Origin of the sequence: Haemophilus haemolyticus, assembly GCF_001008275.1 — a bacterium.
Taxonomy (GTDB): Bacteria; Pseudomonadota; Gammaproteobacteria; order Enterobacterales; family Pasteurellaceae; genus Haemophilus; species Haemophilus haemolyticus_P.
This window is the reverse complement of sequence record NZ_LCTH01000008.1, coordinates 17,627-36,594: the sequence shown is the minus strand read 5'-3', so window position 1 is coordinate 36,594 and position 18,968 is coordinate 17,627. Positions and strand designations below refer to the sequence as shown.

At 38.1% G+C, this 18,968-nt stretch carries 18 protein-coding genes and 1 pseudogene; 9 read left to right on the top strand and 10 right to left on the bottom strand.

The window, feature by feature from the left end; translation table 11 throughout:
• Window positions 1-166: 166 nt before the first annotated feature.
• A complete protein-coding gene (gorA, locus tag AAX15_RS01115) occupies window positions 167-1,537 on the top strand; it encodes a glutathione-disulfide reductase (protein WP_046938716.1) in 1,371 nt (456 codons plus the stop codon).
• Window positions 1,538-1,725: 188 nt separating this feature from the next.
• Here gorA and AAX15_RS09695 read toward each other — a convergent pair.
• The 5 genes and pseudogenes from AAX15_RS09695 to AAX15_RS01095 all read right to left on the bottom strand — a co-directional run.
• A pseudogene (locus AAX15_RS09695) lies at window positions 1,726-1,888 on the bottom strand (IS3 family transposase); the annotation flags it as partial.
• Between the two features lie 970 nt (window positions 1,889-2,858).
• The gene (locus AAX15_RS01110; protein WP_046938715.1) at window positions 2,859-4,226 is read right to left on the bottom strand and encodes an L-serine ammonia-lyase; all 1,368 of its coding nucleotides are present in this window, start codon (window positions 4,224-4,226) and stop codon (window positions 2,859-2,861) included.
• A 35-nt stretch (window positions 4,227-4,261) separates the two neighbouring features.
• Window positions 4,262-5,500, bottom strand: coding sequence for an HAAAP family serine/threonine permease (locus tag AAX15_RS01105; RefSeq protein ID WP_046938714.1), 1,239 nt, complete (start codon window positions 5,498-5,500; stop codon window positions 4,262-4,264).
• 222 nt (window positions 5,501-5,722) lie between these two features.
• Window positions 5,723-7,894: a heavy metal translocating P-type ATPase gene (locus AAX15_RS01100; protein ID WP_046938713.1), complete on the bottom strand. Its 2,172-nt coding sequence runs from the start codon at window positions 7,892-7,894 to the stop codon at window positions 5,723-5,725.
• On the bottom strand, window positions 7,869-8,075 hold the full coding sequence (locus AAX15_RS01095) for a heavy-metal-associated domain-containing protein (protein WP_005640109.1): 207 nt from the start codon (window positions 8,073-8,075) through the stop codon (window positions 7,869-7,871). The genes AAX15_RS01100 and AAX15_RS01095 overlap by 26 nt, the downstream gene beginning before the upstream one ends.
• 76 nt (window positions 8,076-8,151) lie before the next feature.
• Between AAX15_RS01095 and AAX15_RS01090 the strand changes: the two genes are divergently transcribed.
• Window positions 8,152-8,538, top strand: coding sequence for a Cu(I)-responsive transcriptional regulator (locus tag AAX15_RS01090; RefSeq protein ID WP_046938712.1), 387 nt, complete (start codon window positions 8,152-8,154; stop codon window positions 8,536-8,538).
• A gap of 13 nt (window positions 8,539-8,551) precedes the next feature.
• Here the strand turns inward: AAX15_RS01090 and metJ are convergent, their stop codons facing one another.
• Window positions 8,552-8,869, bottom strand: a complete 318-nt coding sequence (gene metJ, locus AAX15_RS01085; protein ID WP_005631186.1) for a met regulon transcriptional regulator MetJ — start codon at window positions 8,867-8,869, stop codon at window positions 8,552-8,554.
• A 247-nt stretch (window positions 8,870-9,116) separates the two neighbouring features.
• On the opposite strand from metJ, the gene rho reads away from it, so the two are divergent.
• A complete protein-coding gene (gene rho / locus AAX15_RS01080) occupies window positions 9,117-10,379 on the top strand; it encodes a transcription termination factor Rho (protein ID WP_046938711.1) in 1,263 nt (420 codons plus the stop codon).
• A gap of 53 nt (window positions 10,380-10,432) precedes the next feature.
• Here the strand turns inward: rho and AAX15_RS01075 are convergent, their stop codons facing one another.
• Genes AAX15_RS01075 through ppdD form a run of 4 tightly spaced genes read right to left on the bottom strand, consistent with a single transcriptional unit; the run spans window position 10,433 to window position 14,170 of the window.
• Complete coding sequence (locus AAX15_RS01075; protein ID WP_046938710.1) at window positions 10,433-11,125, bottom strand: prepilin peptidase; 693 nt, start codon at window positions 11,123-11,125, stop codon at window positions 10,433-10,435.
• Complete coding sequence (locus AAX15_RS01070) at window positions 11,122-12,342, bottom strand: type II secretion system F family protein (protein WP_046938709.1); 1,221 nt, start codon at window positions 12,340-12,342, stop codon at window positions 11,122-11,124. The genes AAX15_RS01075 and AAX15_RS01070 overlap by 4 nt, the downstream gene beginning before the upstream one ends.
• Entirely contained in the window at window positions 12,339-13,733 is a 1,395-nt protein-coding gene (locus tag AAX15_RS01065) for a GspE/PulE family protein (protein WP_046938707.1), read from the bottom strand. The genes AAX15_RS01070 and AAX15_RS01065 overlap by 4 nt, the downstream gene beginning before the upstream one ends.
• Window positions 13,730-14,170, bottom strand: coding sequence for a prepilin peptidase-dependent pilin (gene ppdD / locus AAX15_RS01060; protein ID WP_046938705.1), 441 nt, complete (start codon window positions 14,168-14,170; stop codon window positions 13,730-13,732). Before ppdD ends, AAX15_RS01065 begins: the two co-directional genes overlap by 4 nt.
• A 114-nt stretch (window positions 14,171-14,284) precedes the next feature.
• On the opposite strand from ppdD, the gene ampD reads away from it, so the two are divergent.
• The 6 genes from ampD to tadA all read left to right on the top strand — a co-directional run bounded on the left by ampD (window position 14,285) and on the right by tadA (window position 18,943).
• A complete protein-coding gene (ampD, locus tag AAX15_RS01055) occupies window positions 14,285-14,839 on the top strand; it encodes a 1,6-anhydro-N-acetylmuramyl-L-alanine amidase AmpD (RefSeq protein ID WP_046938704.1) in 555 nt (184 codons plus the stop codon).
• Between the two features lie 524 nt (window positions 14,840-15,363).
• Complete coding sequence (rppH, locus tag AAX15_RS01050; protein ID WP_005631202.1) at window positions 15,364-15,954, top strand: RNA pyrophosphohydrolase; 591 nt, start codon at window positions 15,364-15,366, stop codon at window positions 15,952-15,954.
• Window positions 15,954-16,751, top strand: a complete 798-nt coding sequence (locus AAX15_RS01045; RefSeq protein ID WP_046938702.1) for a sulfite exporter TauE/SafE family protein — start codon at window positions 15,954-15,956, stop codon at window positions 16,749-16,751. The genes rppH and AAX15_RS01045 overlap by 1 nt, the downstream gene beginning before the upstream one ends.
• An 8-nt stretch (window positions 16,752-16,759) precedes the next feature.
• Complete coding sequence (gene lgt / locus AAX15_RS01040) at window positions 16,760-17,566, top strand: prolipoprotein diacylglyceryl transferase (protein WP_046938701.1); 807 nt, start codon at window positions 16,760-16,762, stop codon at window positions 17,564-17,566.
• 10 nt (window positions 17,567-17,576) lie between these two features.
• On the top strand, window positions 17,577-18,428 hold the full coding sequence (locus AAX15_RS01035; protein ID WP_046938700.1) for a thymidylate synthase: 852 nt from the start codon (window positions 17,577-17,579) through the stop codon (window positions 18,426-18,428).
• Window positions 18,428-18,943, top strand: a complete 516-nt coding sequence (gene tadA / locus AAX15_RS01030; RefSeq protein WP_046938699.1) for a tRNA adenosine(34) deaminase TadA — start codon at window positions 18,428-18,430, stop codon at window positions 18,941-18,943. Before AAX15_RS01035 ends, tadA begins: the two co-directional genes overlap by 1 nt.
• Window positions 18,944-18,968: the final 25 nt, after the last annotated feature.

Below are 18,968 nucleotides of genomic sequence, written 5' to 3'. Positions count from 1 at the left end.
TTAAAATGAGAATGATTCGTAACGGAAAAAGAATAACACATCAAAGTTAAAAAAGAAAAGGGGATAGAACGATTATTAATAATAACCAATTACATCAATTTATAGCATTCTTCATAAAAATTAGGCAAAATACGGAAAATTTCTGAGTTCAAAAAAGGATCAAACTATGACTAAACATTATGATTACATCGCTATTGGCGGTGGCAGTGGCGGTATTGCATCTCTAAATCGTGCTGCAAGCTATGGAAAAAAATGCGCAATCATTGAAGCCAAACATCTTGGTGGCACTTGTGTAAATGTAGGTTGCGTACCTAAAAAAGTAATGTTTTATGGTGCACACATTGCAGAAGCAATTAACAATTATGCGCCAGATTATGGTTTTGATGTTGAAGTGAAAAAATTTGATTTTTCAAAACTAATTGAAAGTCGCCAAGCCTATATTGGTCGCATTCATACATCTTATAACAATGTATTAGCGAAAAATAACATTGATGTAATTAACGGTTTCGGAAAATTTGTAGATGCTCATACTATTGAAGTAACTCTTGCTGATGGTACAAAAGAACAAGTAACCGCAGATCATATTTTAATCGCAACTGGTGGTCGTCCATATCGTCCAAATATTAAAGGACAAGAATACGGCATTGATTCAGATGGTTTCTTTGCATTAACCGAATTACCAAAACGCGCTGCTGTTATCGGTGCCGGCTATATTGCCGTTGAACTTTCTGGTGTATTAAACAGCCTAGGCGTGGAAACCCATTTATTAGTGCGTCGCCATGCGCCAATGCGTAATCAAGATCCATTAATCGTAGAAACACTAGTGGAAGTGCTTGCGCAGGATGGAATTCAATTACATACCAATTTCACACCATCTGAGATTGTTAAAAATGCAGATGGTTCACTTACAGTAAAATGTGATGGTCAATCTGATGTTACTGTGGACTGTGTTATTTGGGCTGCAGGTCGTGTTCCAGCGACAGATAAAATTGGCTTAGAAAATGCTGGCGTAGAAACTAATGAACGCGGCTATGTCAAAGTAGATAAATATCAAAATACCAATGTGAAAGGCATTTATGCGGTAGGCGATATTATCGAAAACGGCATTGAATTAACACCAGTTGCAGTTGCAGCGGGTCGTCGCCTTTCTGAGCGTTTATTCAATAATAAACCGACTGAACATTTAGATTACAATTTAGTTCCAACCGTTGTATTCAGCCATCCACCAATCGGCACTGTAGGTTTAACTGAACCTCAAGCTATTGAACAATATGGAGCTGAAAATGTTAAGGTATATAAATCTTTTTTCACAGCAATGTACACTGCGGTCACTCAACATCGCCAACCGTGCAAAATGAAATTAGTTTGTGTGGGCAAGGATGAAAAAGTTGTAGGTTTACACGGTATTGGTTTCGGTGTAGATGAAATGATTCAAGGATTTGCCGTAGCAATCAAAATGGGCGCAACAAAAGCTGATTTTGATAACACCGTGGCTATTCACCCAACGGGTTCAGAAGAATTCGTGACCATGCGTTAATCTTTAGAGCAAACAAAAAAGGGTTGTAAATTATCGCTCAGCCCAAAAAGTTAAACTATTAAATCAAGAAGAACTAAGCTCTCTAATTAATGAGCTTAGTTCTTTTAGTTTACACTGAATACGCTTATGATTGTAATCATGAATCGTTTTTCGACCGGCTCAAAAGTATCAAATTATTTTACATCGCAGCACGCTGTTTTTAACAGCCCCAAAAGTTCTCTATGGCCACATTATCTGAACAATTTCCTTTTATCGACATACTTTGTCGAATACAATTTTCAACAGGATTTCTTGATAACTTCTCATTTGACATTGCCACACTTGAGCAAAATGTAAAATAGGTATTGTTCCCTAAAGTCTTGATAACGCTTTCTATATCATTCAGATAATTTGCTCAGAATTAAGGCTCATTAATAAATCATTAATTGTCAATAAATAAAGCTTACCTTCGATACCTTTAAATTCACTGAGGTTTGTTACCCATTTTTCATTCTGTCAGCTTGTAGCAATTTTCTCTCTTATATTTCTCTTAATGTCCAATATATTCATCATACGTTGGACTTTCTTATGATTGATATTGAGTTTTTAGTGTAAAGTAACACAAGATAACCATAACATTCATGATTATCACGATAAATCCGCATAATTTGTTGTTATATCGTTGTATCTTTATTGATTTTTTCAAATGATAAAAGAAAACATCGCATGCTAAACCCAATATCTGAAGCGGAAAGTTCCACCTTAATGCCTTTACGACAGAGGCTTTTTCTGTATTTTTTGTTGGTTGAGAGCCTACAACTTTTTAGAATCGTACTCTCCGCACGGAGTTTGGGTTCTCTAATTCCAACATATTCTCTCATATTTGGGGCTTAGGTGGCATTTTGGCGTAGTTAGGTTTCATACTCGGAGCCCTTTAGATTTCGACATTAAACCGTTTATATCTTGCCTTTCAAAGGGGGATAACCATGAGTGATTATACTTGAATTGGCAATGCAGATTGGCAAATTCCGTATTTAACCGCTTGAATAACTGTGAGTTTAAATTCTGAGAATATCACTCACTACAGACTACTGACAATCCATTGGCTCCACTATGATTAGATTGTTTAATCCAGTCTCTTAATGTTTAAAATATTTTTATAAGTAAACTACTTATACCGTTTTAAATATAAAAATCTATCACTTGTTGTTTGAAGGATTAGTTATATTTAGTCACAAAAAATCTACACCTTAATCAGTTGGTTGTTTTATCCAACTTTTGGGTGCAGATCAAACCAAGGCTTTAGTTTTATATACGATAAATTGAATTGAGATTTTTATATTTAAGTACAAACAATCTTAACTGCAAGTCCGCCTTGAGATGTTTCGCGATACTTGGCGTTCATGTCTTTGCCTGTTTCATACATTGTTTCAATCACTTTATCCAAGGTTACTCTTGGATTAGTGGTACGGCGTAAAGCCATACGTGATGCATTGATTGCTTTAACTGAAGCAATCGCATTGCGTTCGATACAAGGTACTTGAACTTGACCGCCGACAGGGTCGCAAGTTAAGCCTAAGTTATGCTCCATCGCAATTTCAGCTGCGATGCATACTTGCAGTGGATTACCACCCAAAATTTCAGCTAGTCCCGCAGCAGCCATTGAACAGGCTACACCCACTTCACCTTGACAACCCACTTCTGCGCCAGAAATCGAAGCATTCATTTTATAAAGTGAACCAATCATTCCTGCTGCTAATAAATAACGTTCAATGATTTCAGATGTTAATGGCGAGATGAATTTCTCATAGTAAGCCAATACCGCTGGAATAATCCCACATGCACCGTTGGTTGGCGCTGTGACTACGCGTCCACCCGCTGCATTTTCCTCATTGACAGCAAGCGCAAACATATTAACCCAGTCGATCACACGCATTGGATCGTTAGATAAATTAGTATTTGCTTGCAACATACGATAAAGAGATGCCGCACGACGTGGCACACGTAATGGCCCAGGTAAAATTCCTTCAGTGTGAATACCGTGTTCGATACAAGCTTGCATCGTCTTCCAGACATTCTCTAAATGAGCACTCACAGCTTCTTTGCCATGCAAGGCAACTTCATTTTCTAGCATCACAGTGGAAAACATTAAGCCATTATCACTGCAATGTTTCAAAATATCTTCTGCATTTTTGTAAGGATAAGGCACTTGGACTGTGTTTTTTTCTTCTTGACCAAAATGGGCTTCATCGACAATAAAACCACCACCGATCGAATAATAGGTTTGGTGATAAAGCTCTGTGCGATTTTCATCAAGAGCGGTAATTGTCATGCCATTTTCGTGCAATTTTAAAAAAGTGCGGTGGAAAATGAGATTATTTTCAAAATCAAATTTTACCGTCTTTTGACCAACATTAATGGGTAAAAGCGCAGTTTGTTTCACTTTCTCGATGAAACCTGAAATCATATCGATATCCACATTATGTGGTAAATAACCCGCTAACCCCATAATGATGGCGATATCTGTACTGTGACCTCTCCCTGTCATCGAAAGAGAACCATAAACATCAACATGAATTTCAGCGGTTTGTTCAAACTGATTTCGTTCAATTAAGTCATCTATAAATTGTTTGCCGGCTTTCATTGGACCGACAGTGTGGGAACTGGATGGCCCAATTCCCACTTTAAACATATCAAATACGCTAATCATAAATTTCTCAAAATTCGCTAAACTTTAAAGGGCGCTTATAATAATCCATAAACAACCGCAGAGATAGCGATTAATCCCATAATAGTTACAAAAACATTACTGAAACGTCCGCTGTAGCGTTTCATCGCTGGGATTTTGCGAATTGCGTACATTGGCATGATAAACAAAATCATCGCAATGATTGGGCCGCCGAGAGATTCAATTAAACCTAAGATACTTGGGTTAATAATCGCAACGCCCCATAAGGTTAATAAGAAGAAAAGTGCGGTCGCATAATTGAGTTTTTTACGATTTACAGATTCGCCTTTCATTTTCAAATATAAGCCTTCTAAGCCTTCGCGTGCGCCCATATAGTGACCGAAGAATGAGCTAGTAATCGCTAAGAATGCGACAAGCGGGCCAAAATAAGAGATATATGGATTATCAAATTTATTCGCTAAGAAAGACAAGATACTGATATTTTGTGCTTTTGCTGCTACTAATTCTTCAGGAGTTAATGTTAGTACACAGCTAAATACGAAGAACATTACGAAGAATAACAAAATCGTTGAGGTGCCTTTTTCTGTATGGCCGATATGACGTTCTGCACCATCGAACGTTTTGTATTCACGGAATTGTGAGCAAGTGAAGGATGAAATTGCTGGTGAATGGTTAAATGAGAATACCAATACAGGAATCGTAAGCCACAATGTTGTGACAAAACCGCCTGCTGTTGGGAATTCATGTAACATCGCACCATTCCATTCTGGAATTAAGTAAATAGAAAGTGCGAATAAAATTAATACTAACGGGTAAACAAGCCATTCTGTGATTTTTAACATCACTTTTTCATTAAATAGCATGACGGAAATCAATACTGCAATTAATACAAAAGAGAGAACGGCTCGGTTTGGCGATGCCATGCCAAGTTGATTCACAATGAAAGAATCGACAGTGTTAGTAATACCGTTACCGTAAATTAAAAGAATAGGGAAAATCGCAAAGAAATAAAGTAGGGTGATAAGTTTACCCGCTGTTTTACCAAAGTGTTCTTCCACTACTTCAGTAATATCGCTGCCAGGATTTTTTGATGAAAGTACAAAGTAAGCTAAGCCACGGTGAGCAAAATAGGTCATTGGTCCGACGATAATTGCCATTAAAACTAACGGCCAAAACCCACCCATCCCTGCGTTAATCGGTAGGAATAAGACACCAGCGCCAACTGCCGTACCGAAAAGGTTTAACATCCATGTTGCATCAAATTTGTTCCATTTGAGTTTTTCTGTTGGTTTCATAGTTTGCTCCAAAGCATAAATTACTTAAATTGGTCAATTTGCAGAGCAAAATATGCCCTAACAAAATTTGAGTATTATGTTATGCCGATAAATAGAGAATCTCAAAGAGCAAATTCTAAAATTGTGATCAAGTTAAAATTTTTTTATCAAAAGTGCGGTAATTTTCAGCGACAAAAAAATCGGTGCGATCACGACACCGATTGCGTATAAAAATAAATGAAATTAGATCCGCACTTTTTTCAATCTTAAGGCATTCATCAATACAGAAATTGAACTCATCGCCATCGCGGCGCCTGCAATCACTGGATTTAGAAAACCGAAAGCGGCAAGGGGGATGCCGAGAATATTGTAAATCAAAGCAAAAAATAGATTTTGTTTGATATTTTTCAAGGTCGCCCTTGCAATAAAAAGCGCATCCACAAGTTGATTCACTGAATGTTGCATAAGTGTTGCGGAAGCCGTTTGTTCTGCAATATCTGAACCTGATTTCATCGCAAAACTGACGTTTGCAGCGGCTAAAGCAGGCGCATCATTTATTCCATCACCTACCATTGCTACAACATGACCTAGAGCTTTCAGCTTTTGAATTTGTTCCGCCTTATCTCTTGGAGTTAGTTTCCCAAAGGCTTTCTTAATGCCGAGCTGTTTTGCTATGTAATCCACGACAGATTGTTGATCGCCACTCATAATTACTACATCAATATTTTGCTGTTGTAAGCGTTGAATGGCGTGCAAACTATCGTTTTTTAAGGTGTCTGTCAGTGCAAATGCGCCAATAGGTTCATCATTTATAGATACCGCAACAATGCTCGCAATTTGCCAGATGTCCTCTAAATTTTTAGGCAAGATTAAACCGCAATAATCTGGTTTGCCTACTTTTATTGTTCCCACTTGTTCTAATTCGGCTTGAATGCCCTGACCCACTTCCATCTTTGCAAAAAGTGCGGTAGGAATGTCTAACATTTTTTGTTCTGCTGCTTGCACAATAGCTTTTGCAATTGGGTGGTTAGCTTGTTGCTCAACGGCTGCGGCAAAACGATACAAATCTTCTTCAGAATACACCGCACTTTGTGGCTGCCATAAAGCAGAGATTTCAAGCTCTCCCTTTGTTAGTGTGCCAGTTTTATCAAGCACAACGGTATCCACGTGGGCCGTTCCCTCCATTGCTGCTGCATCTTTAAACCATACGCCAGCATTAACCGCTTTACCTAAACCAACCATGATGGATGCTGGTGTGGCTAATCCCAAGGCACAAGGGCAAGCAATTACAAGCACGGATACTGCGTGAATAAGTGAAGACACACTATCATTCGTCAGAACGTAGGTGAGTGCGAAAGTAACAAGTGAAATCAGTAATACAGCAGGTACAAACAGTGACGCAACTTTGTCAGCAAATCGTGCAATTGGTGCTTTTGAACCTTGCGCATCTGATAATGCATTCATCATATCGCCAAGTAAGGTTTGGCTACCAAGCTGATTCGCTTGATAGATGATAGAACCTTCAGTTACCATCGCCCCCGCTAATACTTTTCCACCTTTCTGTTTTTCTTCTGGACGAGATTCACCCGTTAAATGACTTTCATCACACCACCCATTTCCACTTTCAATTATGCCGTCTGCCGCAATACGCTCGCCTTGATTCGCACGAATGATTTCGCCGATATTGACTTGGTCAAGAGCAATTTCAGTCCATTTGTCATTACGTAGAGCTGTGACTTTTTTCGGTGTCAGTTGCAAAAGCATACTTAAGCTATTTAGGCTATGCTTTTTGGTGCGATCTTCAAGAAATTTTCCAAGACTAACAAAACCAATTACCATAACAGAAGCTTCAAAGTACACATGTCCCATTGCATGATTGGCGTGGTAAAACAACATGAAAGCAGAATAAAGATAAATGGTGAGTGTTCCTGTACTGACAAGGACATCCATATTGGCAAGTCCACCACGAATACTGCCGATTGCTCCGCGATAAAATGGAATAGCTAACCAAAGTTGCACAATGCTCGCTAATGCAAATTGCCAAATAGGGGGCAGCATCAAGTGATGGGAGCCACCTATCATACCAAGCATTCCAATCAGAAATGGAATATTGATTATCCAAAGTATGATTAATCGCCAAGGGATTGATGTATTTTTTTCTCCTAGTGGCAATTCATCGGCTTGTTTGATATGCGCAGTGAAACCTGTTTTATGAATAATCTCTATAATTTCAGTTTCGCTTGCTTGCGTAGAGTCAAATACCACTTGTGCTTCTTCGGCGGCAAAATTCACTCCCGCTTGTTGCACAAATGGTTTTTTATTTAAAACTTTTTCAATGCGATTGGCACAAGATTGGCAGGTCATCCCACCAATCTGAATCGAAATTTTTTTACTCTGTGGCGTCAAATCCAGCATCTTCAATGACCTCAATCAACTGTGCAAGATTGACTCGATTTTCATCAAAAGTAATATTTGCTTTCCCTTCTAGTTGCACATCAGCAGATTGTACGCCATCTAATTCAGTTAAAACTTGAGTAAGACTTTTTACGCAACAGCCGCAATGTATGCCTTTTATGTTTAATGTGATAGTTTTCATTTTTACTCCTTGTGAGTTGTTTTATTGAGGGCTACACTATAAACCTTTACGTAAGGTTAAGGTCAAGAAGTTTTTTATGAATATTAGTGAAGTCGCAAAATTAGTAGATTTATCTACAAAACAAATCCGTGATTATGAAAAAATGGGTTTAATTAAACCCGCTGTTCGCAGTTTGTCAGGCTATCGAAATTATGGAGAAAGTGATTTAGAAAGGTTGCATTTTATTCGTCACTCACGCAATGTTGGGTTTTCGTTACATCAAATCGCACAATTATTAGCACTACAAGATAATCCTAAGCGTAGCTGCCGAGAAGTGAAAGTGCTAACGGCTCAACATATTGCGATGTTGAATCAACAAATAGAGCAGTTACAAAAAATGGTACAAGAATTGCAGCGTTGGCATGATAATTGTCAGGGCAATGACAGCCCTGAATGTTCAATTTTGAATGGCTTGAACGGATAAATGAAAAGTGCGGTTAATATTCCCAACTTTCTGGATCGACACCTAATTCGCGCATAAGCACTTTGGCATCTTCGGGAATTTCATCATTACGCTCTTTCATTAAATCCGCATCGGTGGGCAAAGGTTGACCGGTGAATGCATGCAAAAATGCTTCGCAAAGTAATTCACTGTTAGTTGCATGACGTAAACTTTTTAATTGGCGGCGAGTGCGTTCATTTGTCAAAATCTCCAATACTTTGATTGGAATAGACACAGTAATTTTTTTTACTTGCTCGCTTTTTTTGCCATGTTCTGCATAAGGGCTGATATATTTTCCGTCCCAATTCGCCATAATTTACCTTAGTGCTTATTGATAACCTTACAAATTGTCCGTATTCTAATGAAAAATCAAATAAATAACAATCTAGACGGCTAAACTTCTATGTTAAAAAGAGAAAGAAAAGTGCGGTAATTTTTTAGATTAAATATAAAGAAACGCTAGACAGTACAGGGTTTTAGTGGTAATTTACGCGCCATTCAAAGAGCATTGGCTCACCATTCGAATCATCAATTCTTATTAATTCCAATATTTATTCATTATGCATTTAACTGAACTTAAAAATACGCTTGTTTCTGATCTTGTGAAACTTGGCGAAGAACAAATGGGCTTAGAGAATTTAGCTCGTTTGCGTAAACAAGATATTGTCTTTGCAATTTTAAAACAGCACGCCAAAAGCGGTGAAGATATTTTCGGCGGCGGCGTGTTAGAAATCTTACCGGATGGTTTTGGTTTCCTTCGTTCTGCTGACAGTTCCTACCTTGCAGGCCCTGATGATATCTATGTTTCCCCAAGTCAAATTCGTCGTTTTAACCTTCAAACTGGTGATAAAATCGAAGGTAAAATCCGTCCACCAAAAGAAGGCGAACGCTATTTTGCACTTTTAAAAGTTGATCAAGTTAATGATGACAAGCCTGAAGTTTCTCGTAGCAAAATCTTATTTGAAAACTTAACGCCATTACATGCTAACTCTCGTTTAAGAATGGAGCGAGGCAATGGATCAACAGAAGATTTAACCGCACGTATTTTGGATTTAGCATCACCAATTGGTAAAGGTCAACGTGGTTTGATTGTTGCTCCGCCAAAAGCAGGTAAAACCATGTTGCTGCAAAATATTGCGCAAAGTATCACGCATAATTATCCTGATGTAGAGCTTATCGTATTATTGATTGATGAACGCCCAGAAGAAGTGACAGAAATGCAACGTTCAGTAAAAGGCGAGGTAATTGCTTCTACTTTTGATGAGCCTGCAACTCGTCACGTTCAAGTGGCAGAAATGGTAATCGAAAAAGCGAAACGTTCAGTCGAGCATAAAAAAGATGTGGTAATTCTGCTTGATTCTATTACACGTTTAGCACGGGCTTACAATACAGTCACTCCAGCTTCAGGTAAAATCTTATCTGGTGGTGTGGATGCTAACGCGTTGCATCGTCCAAAACGTTTCTTTGGTGCTGCACGTAATGTGGAAGAAGGCGGTAGTTTAACGATTATTGCGACTGCGCTAGTTGATACCGGTTCGAAAATGGATGAAGTTATTTTTGAAGAATTTAAAGGTACAGGTAATATGGAATTACACCTTTCTCGTAAAATCGCAGAAAGACGCGTATTCCCAGCCATTGACTTTAAACGCTCTGGTACTCGTAAAGAAGACTTACTCACAACATCTGATGAATTACAAAAAATGTGGATTCTTCGCAAGATACTTAATCCAATGGATGAAGTGGATGCAATGGAATTCTTGATTGATAAGCTAATGATGGCGAAAACCAACGAAGAGTTTTTTGAAGTGATGAAACGTTCGTAAAAGTAACCGTACTTCTATGAAGAATAAGGGGAAAATATTATGTTTTCCCCTTTTTAATATCCGTAATATTTGACGAAATAAATCATGATAGCTGATAAGTTCATAAAAGGGGCAAAAGGTAAAAATTCTTTTTTCTTCCTATGAATAAGCGAAAAACATATTCCAAGAACTGAGGATAATAATAAAAAGTGCGGTAAGGTTTCTAAATGAATAAAACTTCCTAATGCCATTGATAGCCAATAATCTCCCCGTCCAAAGGCTTCTTTTCCATAATAGAATTTTGCAAGCCAATAGATTGAGTAGAAAACAATAAAAAAACTTGCCGCACTTTTTATACTTTCAGATAACGTAAGTAATGAAAAGTTATTATCTGCGCCAAATAAACCGAGAGAAAGTAAACATAAACAGAGTGTAGTAGAAATAAGTTGATAGTGCCAATCAAGATAACTGATTGCCCAAAGGATAAGAAGAGCGAGTCCCAACCATACAGCAAAAATAGAGTCCTTGAAGATAATTTGTAAAAATATAAATCCTACTCCAACACTTAAAAAATACCTCAAAATATGACTGCACTTTTTTTGTTGAATAGAGGCAAAGTGCGGTTGAAATGGAGAACGGTTTTGTGGAAATAATTCAACGTAAGTCGCATAAATCTCTTGCTGCAAACGCGTAATAAAACCAGATAGGTAGAACCACAATGCGATCCCTAAGAGGCCACCTAATAAAAACATTGCGAAGTAAATCATTGAATAACAGAGCCCATATTAAAGATAGGTAAATACATACCCATCATAATAATCCCAATCAGACTGCCGATGATCACCATCATTAATGGTTCTAGCATTTGCGAGAGTAAATCAATTTGATGATTAAGTTTTTCTTGGTAATTATCCGCGATGTGTTCTAGCATCAAAGTGAGTTTTCCGCTTTGTTCACCAATTTGGAGCATTTGTTGTGCTTCCATCGGGAACAGATCGCTACTTACACTATTGGAAAACGCATAACCTTGAGAAACCCATTGTAAAATTGACCGCACTTCTTTATCTAATACGATGTCATTTACGAGAGTTTTCTTGGTTTGCCACGTTTGTGTGCGAGGGAGAAAGCTGTCTAGTGCTTGATTAAGCGGTACGCCGGCCTGCAGCATAATTTGTAAACTTTGACTAAAGTTCACTAAACGCGAAAGCTTTTGAATTGTGCCAAAAATAGGCGTAACAGAGAGGAGTTGATTTTTCTTTTGATGAAACCAAGTCTGGCGTTTTAGATAGAAGTAATAAAATAGAAAAAAACTAAAAGCGAAAAATAGCAAAACGCCGATATTTTGCTTAAGAAAATTGGATATAGAGAGCAATATTGCGGTGATTGTCGGTAATTCGGCATTATTGCCACTGTACATTTCAGCAAATTGAGGCACGATAAAAAGCAGTAATGCGAGTGTCAATAATAGAGAAATTCCCAATACTATTGATGGATACAGCATGATTTTCTGTAATTTACGTTGTAATGCTAAAGATTGGCTACGATGCGTGGCTATTTTTTTACAAACAACGGAAAGTTTTCCCGTCATTTCTCCCACTTGAATCAGTTGAATTTCTTGTTGAGTGAGATATTTTCCTTGTTGTTCAATGGCTTGTGAGAATGCTAAACCAGATTCAATAGATTGAATCAGTCGTTCAAGCCATTCGTTGAGCATAATTTGAGTACAATTTTGTTGCAAGATTTGCAGGCTGTTTTTTAACGGAATAGCGGACTGTAGCAACGTCGCTAATTGATTGAGTAATTCACTGATTTCTGAATTTTTGGGCTTTGCCCCAAATTGCCAGTTTTGTTGTAATTTGATGTGAGTAAGCCCGCGGCTTATTAATTGAAAGTGTGCTTGTTGTTTTGTATCCGCAATAATTGAGCCTTTTTGTTTCTGATTTAATGCGTTACTACCTTGATAATAAAAGAGTTTTTTAGTCATGAGTTTTTACCTAACACACGTTCAATTTCTTTCTCATCTGTTATGCCTTGGCTAACTTTTTCTAAACCACTCGCATGTAAATTTTTAAAATCCGTTTGATAGCCATTCTGCTGCCAATGTAGAAATTGATACACGCCGATTCGCCCTCGATAACCTTGATGGCAATCACAAGAATTTATTAAATTTCCCCCGCACTTTGGACAGATTTTTCGTACAAGACGCTGAGCAATGACGAGCAGTAAACTGTTTTCAATTTCATGTTGTTGAATACCGAGTTGTTGTAAGCGAGAAATGGTAGATATTGCATCATTGGTATGTAAAGTTGAAAGCACCAAATGCCCCGTTTGGGCGGCACGTAGTGCAATCATTGCACTTTCTTCATCGCGAATTTCACCTAGCATTATGATGTCGGGATCTTGACGTAAAAAAGCGCGCAATAGACGGCTAAAATCTAATCCAATCTGTGGATTAATTTGGCTTTGAATAATGCCATCAAGCTCAATTTCAATGGGATCCTCAGCGGTCATAATATGTTTATCAGGCGTATTTAGCCACTGAAGTGCGGTGTAAAGCGAGATACTTTTCCCACTTCCTGTTGGGCCAGTTACTAAAATTAATCCTTGTGGTTGGCTAAGCGCGTATTGAAATTCTTTCTGTTGACTTTCAGTCATGCCTAGTTCAGAAAAGCTGAGTTCTACTGGTTTATTTTGCTGTGCTCTCAGGACAACTTTCTCTCCCCAATGAGTTGGTAACGTTGAAAGACGGAAATCAAGAATATCGGAAAACGTTGTTTTAAATTGAAATCGTCCATCTTGTGGAAGGCGGGTTTCGCTGATATCTAATTTAGCGAGCAGTTTTAGGCGAGAAATAATTCGATTCGCTAAATTTTTGCTAAGTGGAGGCTGAGCTTGTAAAACACCGTCAATTCTAAACCGCACTTGGAAATGATCCGATAAGGTCTCCAAATGGATATCTGAGGCATTGTTTTGTAAAGCGGATTCAAAAATTTGATTAAGCAAGCGAATGACTGGCTCGTCATCTTGTTGTTCAAGATGAGACTGTTCTTGATGTTGGTAATATTTAACTTGCTCTTCCACTTGAAGTTGATTAGGGGCAAGTTGTTGTAATAGTTCTTTAAGTTGAGTGCTTTCTAATAAAACAGGCTCAACAAGTTTACCGGTTATAAACGCAATAGTTTCACAGGCGGAAAGATTAGAAAGGGAATCGACACCTAACCAAAGACGATTATTTTCTTCTTTGAGTGGTAACGCAAAATAACGTAAGAGTAGCGACTGTTGTTGCTGATTACGCCCCCATAAATCTGGCGAGATCGTAAATATCTCGCCATTTTGTGCTTTTACACGAGGTTTTGCACTAGTTAAGTCGATCATTTTGAACAGAATCCAGCAGGGAAAATATCGGCATTCGTTGTGCCACAGGTAGTTTTCCATGTAACGCCGTTTGCACTATTGCCTTCAGCAGTAAGTGTGTAACTCATTCCGTCTAATGTACCATTACCCGCTACTGTTATTGCACCGTTGCTTGTTGTCACTGATTTTACATAGCCTTTTGCTGTTGTAATATCAGCTGCAATTCCATTGCTTCCTCCCGAGCAACTGGAAGGCTTGCCAGTGCTATAAACGCATAATTCCACATCTGACTTATAAGGTGCGGAAGCTTGCAGTAATTCGGATACTGCGGCTTTTTTGGTATAATTTTGATAAGAAGGAATAGCGATAGTGGCTAAAATCGCGATAATGGCGATGACTATCATCAATTCAATTAAGGTAAACCCTTTCTTCAAGGTAGTTTGTGTAGTTAGTTTCATTTATTTTCCTTTAGTTAAGCCTTTATTGGCTGAAATATTGTGAAAAGGGAAAATTGTTTTGTAAAACAAACCGCACTTTTTCTGCGATCCTGATCGTAAAAATAGGAAAAATGTATGCGAAAAATAAAAGATATTGAGAAAGGATTTCTGACTAATTGTCGACAAATTCCATCTCCGCATTTTGATGAACGCCCAGATTTACAAGATATTTCACTTCTTGTGATCCATTACATTAGCTTACCGCCAGAACAATTTGGTGGCGGATATGTGGATGATTTTTTTCAAGGGAAATTAGATCCTAAGATTCATCCTTATTTTGAAGAAATTCATCAAATGCGTGTTTCTGCTCATTGTTTGATTGAACGAGATGGGCGAATCACGCAATATGTTAATTTTAACCAGAGGGCTTGGCATGCTGGATTATCTAGCTTTCAAGGGCGAGAAAAATGTAATGATTTTGCCATTGGAATTGAGTTAGAAGGTAGTAATGAACAACCTTTTACTAATTCGCAGTATTTGACATTGCAAGAACTCACTAACCTAATCATGAAAAGTTATCCTAAGATTACGAAAGATCGAATTGTTGGGCATTGTGATATTTCGCCAGGGCGTAAGATCGATCCAGGTCAATATTTCAATTGGGAACGTTATTTTGCCAGCCTAAAATAATTTGTTTAAAAATTAGACATTAAAATTTAGAGACTTTTGTGTATTACAAATATTATTATGTTTTTAGTCTAAATACTTGAATTTAAATGAATAAATTTTCTTTTGGAATTATCTTGGAAAGGTTTGTTTGAGTTATACAACATTATGGATTTTCTCAACCACAATTTTATCCACAGAAATATTGAATAACTCAAAGAGATAGCTAAAAGATCTTTGGTGAATGGAGTCTCTTTAAAAATTGTATTTTTTTACCGCACTTTCTTCTATTTTTGTATGTAAAAAGTGCGGTTTATTTTTTCTTTAGATTTTTAGATCGAAAATAACTCAATTTATTTTAAGTTCGATGTGATAAGGATCCTTTCCTGTTTTTACTCAATCAATTCACAATCAGAAATTCGTTATTCACAATGTTATCCACAATCTGTGTATTTTATTGTGTAACTAGCCCTTTGGTTGATAAAAACACTGATTTATGAAACAATCTGCAGACTATTTTTATATGAAAAATTTAAGGTAAAACGATAGTGATCGATTTTGATGGCTACCGTCCAAATGTGGGTATTGTGATTTGTAATCGCAACGGGCAGGTGCTTTGGGCGAAGCGCTGTGGGCAAAATTCGTGGCAGTTTCCGCAAGGTGGCATTAATGATAATGAAAGTGCTGAGCAAGCGATGTACCGTGAACTGTACGAAGAAGTTGGGCTACAGCCTAAAGATGTACGCATTTTATATGTATCTAAGCATTGGTTGCGTTATAAATTACCAAAACGTTTGTTGCGTTATGACAGCAAACCGATGTGTATAGGACAAAAGCAACGCTGGTTTTTGTTACAGCTTGTTGGTGATGAAAAAAATATCAATATGCAAACGACCAAATCGCCAGAATTTGATGGATGGCGTTGGGTAAGTTTTTGGTATCCTGTTCGTCAGGTCGTATCTTTCAAAAAAGAAGTGTATCGCAAAGCGATGAAAGAGTTTTCGGGAGTGTTGTTCTCAGAAAATCCTCCTGTATATCAACCTGCCCGAGAATTGGAGCAAAAATCTTATACTCATCCTAAAAAATATAATGGTTCAAAATTTCCAAAACGTTCTTTTAATAAAACAAGGAATTCATAATGCTTAGCTTTATTTTACTTTGTTTGCTTGTGGGGGCGGTTGCTGGCTTTTTTGCGGGGCTTTTTGGTATTGGTGGCGGATTGCTGATTGTTCCTGTGTTAGTGTACTTATTGCCAATGGTGGGCGTGCCAGAACCTTTATTGATGTCTACCGCACTTGGAACCTCTTTCGCAACGATTGTTATTACTGGCTTTTCTTCAGCTCAACGACATCATAAGTTAGGTAATGTTGTGTGGAGTGCGGTGAAGATCCTTGCTCCGAGCATCATGGTTAGCGTGTTTATTTGCGGTTTCTTTATCGGAAAACTTGATCGCGATATTTCTAGTAAATTATTTGCCTGTTTAGTGGTTTACCTCGCAGTTAAAATGGTCTTATCTATTAAACCTAAGATAAATAAAACAGTTAAACCTTTGACGACTCAATCGTCTATTATTGGTGGCATTTTAATTGGTATGGCATCTAGCTCTGCAGGGATCGGTGGTGGCGGATTTATTGTGCCGTTTTTAAATTCTCGCGGTATCGATATGAAAAAGGCTATTGGTTCCTCGGCTTTCTGTGGCATGTTACTTGGAACTTCTGGAATGTTCAGTTTTATGTTAAGTGGCTGGGGGAATGCGGCAATGCCGGAATATTCTTTAGGTTATATTTATTTCCCTGCCGTGTTATGTATTACTGCCACATCATTTTTCACGTCAAAACTTGGTGCGACAGCCACCTCAAAACTACCAGTGCCAACTTTAAAGAAAGGGTTTGCACTTTTATTAATTACCATTGCTGTTGATATGTTTATTAGATAGAGAAAATTATGAATTCAAATTACTTGCTTCTGCCTCATTTTGATCCAACCATTTTTACTCTTGGTGATAGCAATATCGGCTTACGTTGGTATGGTTTGATGTACCTTTTAGGTTTTATTTTTGCACGCTGGCTTGCGGTTCGCCGTGCTAATCGCCCAAATAGCGGTTGGACAGTGGATCAAGTTGATACCTTGCTTTTCAACGGTTTTATGGGCGTATTTATTGGCGGACGTGTTGGCGATGTATTTCTTTATAATTTGGATCGTTTCTTACAAGAGCCGCTTTATTTATTCCGTGTTTGGGAAGGTGGAATGTCTTTCCATGGCGGCTTAATAGGCGTCATTGTTGCCATGATTTGGACGTCTTATTCACAAAAACGTAATTTTTGGCAAACGGCTGATTTTGTTGCGCCTTTGATTCCGTTTGGTTTAGGTTTAGGTAGAATTGGTAATTTCATTAATCTCGAGCTATGGGGACGCGAAACGGATGTGCCTTGGGCAATGATTTTCCCGAATGATCCGCTATTACTGCCTCGTCATCCATCACAACTTTATGAAGCCTTTTTAGAAGGCGTAGTGTTGTTTACGATTCTGAATATTTTTATTAAAAAGCCACGTCCAATGGGCTCTGTTGCAGGCTTATTCTTAATTGGTTATGGCGTCTTTCGTTTTATTGTGGAATATGTACGTGAACCTGAAGTTGAAAATTTCTTTGGAGTCATTACGCGAGGACAAGCGCTTTGTTTACCAATGATTATTGGTGGTGCCTTAATTATGGCTTGGGCGTATTCACGAAAAAGTGCGGTAATAAAATAGGAGATTTTTTATGAAGCAATATCTTGATCTTTGTCGTCGCATTGTTAATGAAGGTGAATGGGTTGCCAATGAGCGTACAGGTAAGCGTTGTCTGACGGTTATTAATGCAGATTTAGAATATGATGTGGCGAATAATCAATTTCCGTTGATAACCACGCGTAAAAGTTATTGGAAAGCTGCAATTGCCGAATTTTTAGGTTATATTCGTGGATATGACAATGCCGCTGATTTCCGTGCACTTGGTACTAAAACTTGGGATGCTAATGCGAATGAAAATGCCGCATGGCTTGCGAATCCGCACCGTAGAGGCGTTGATGATATGGGGCGTGTATATGGTGTGCAAGGCAGAGCATGGCGTAAGCCTAATGGAGAAACCATCGATCAGTTACGCAAAATTGTTAATAATTTGACCAATGGCATTGATGATAGAGGGGAAATTTTAACCTTCTTTAACCCTGGTGAGTTTGATCTTGGTTGTCTTCGTCCTTGTATGCATACGCATACTTTTTCTCTTGTGGGCGATACTTTACATCTTACTAGTTATCAACGTTCCTGTGATGTTCCACTTGGATTGAATTTCAATCAAATTCAAGTGTTTACTTTCTTGTCGCTTATGGCTCAGATTACGGGCAAAAAAACAGGCAAGGCATATCATAAAATTGTGAATGCGCATATTTATGAAGATCAGCTTGAATTAATGCGTGATGTGCAACTTAAACGCGAGCCTTTCCCATTGCCAAAATTAGAAATTAATCCAGATATAAAAACGCTTGAAGATTTAGAAACTTGGGTCACGATGGATGATTTCAAAGTCATTGGCTATCAATCCCACGATCCAATTAAATATCCTTTTTCCGTCTAATGGATGCAACAAAAGTGCGGTCAGAATTTGACGAGAAAATGATGCGCTATGCCCTTGAACTTGCCGATAAAGCGAAAGCGTTAGGTGAGATTCCTGTGGGGGCGGTTTTGGTTGATGACGCTGGAAATATTATTGGCGAAGGTTGGAATCTCTCCATTGTTCAAAGTGATCCTACCGCACATGCTGAAATTATCGCTTTGCGTAATGGCGCGAAAAATATTCAAAATTATCGCCTACTGAATACAACGCTTTATGTGACATTAGAGCCTTGCACAATGTGTGCTGGGGCGATTTTGCATAGCCGAATTAAACGCCTTGTGTTCGGCGCTTCTGATTATAAAACCGGTGCGGTTGGATCACGTTTCCATTTTTTTGATGATTATAAAATGAATCACACTCTGGAGATTACATCTGGTGTATTGGCAGAAGAGTGTAGTCAGAAATTAAGCGCATTTTTTCAGAAGAGACGCGAAGAGAAAAAAATAGAGAAAGCATTATTAAAAAAGTCTGATTGATATTAAATCTCCCTTCTCTCCTATT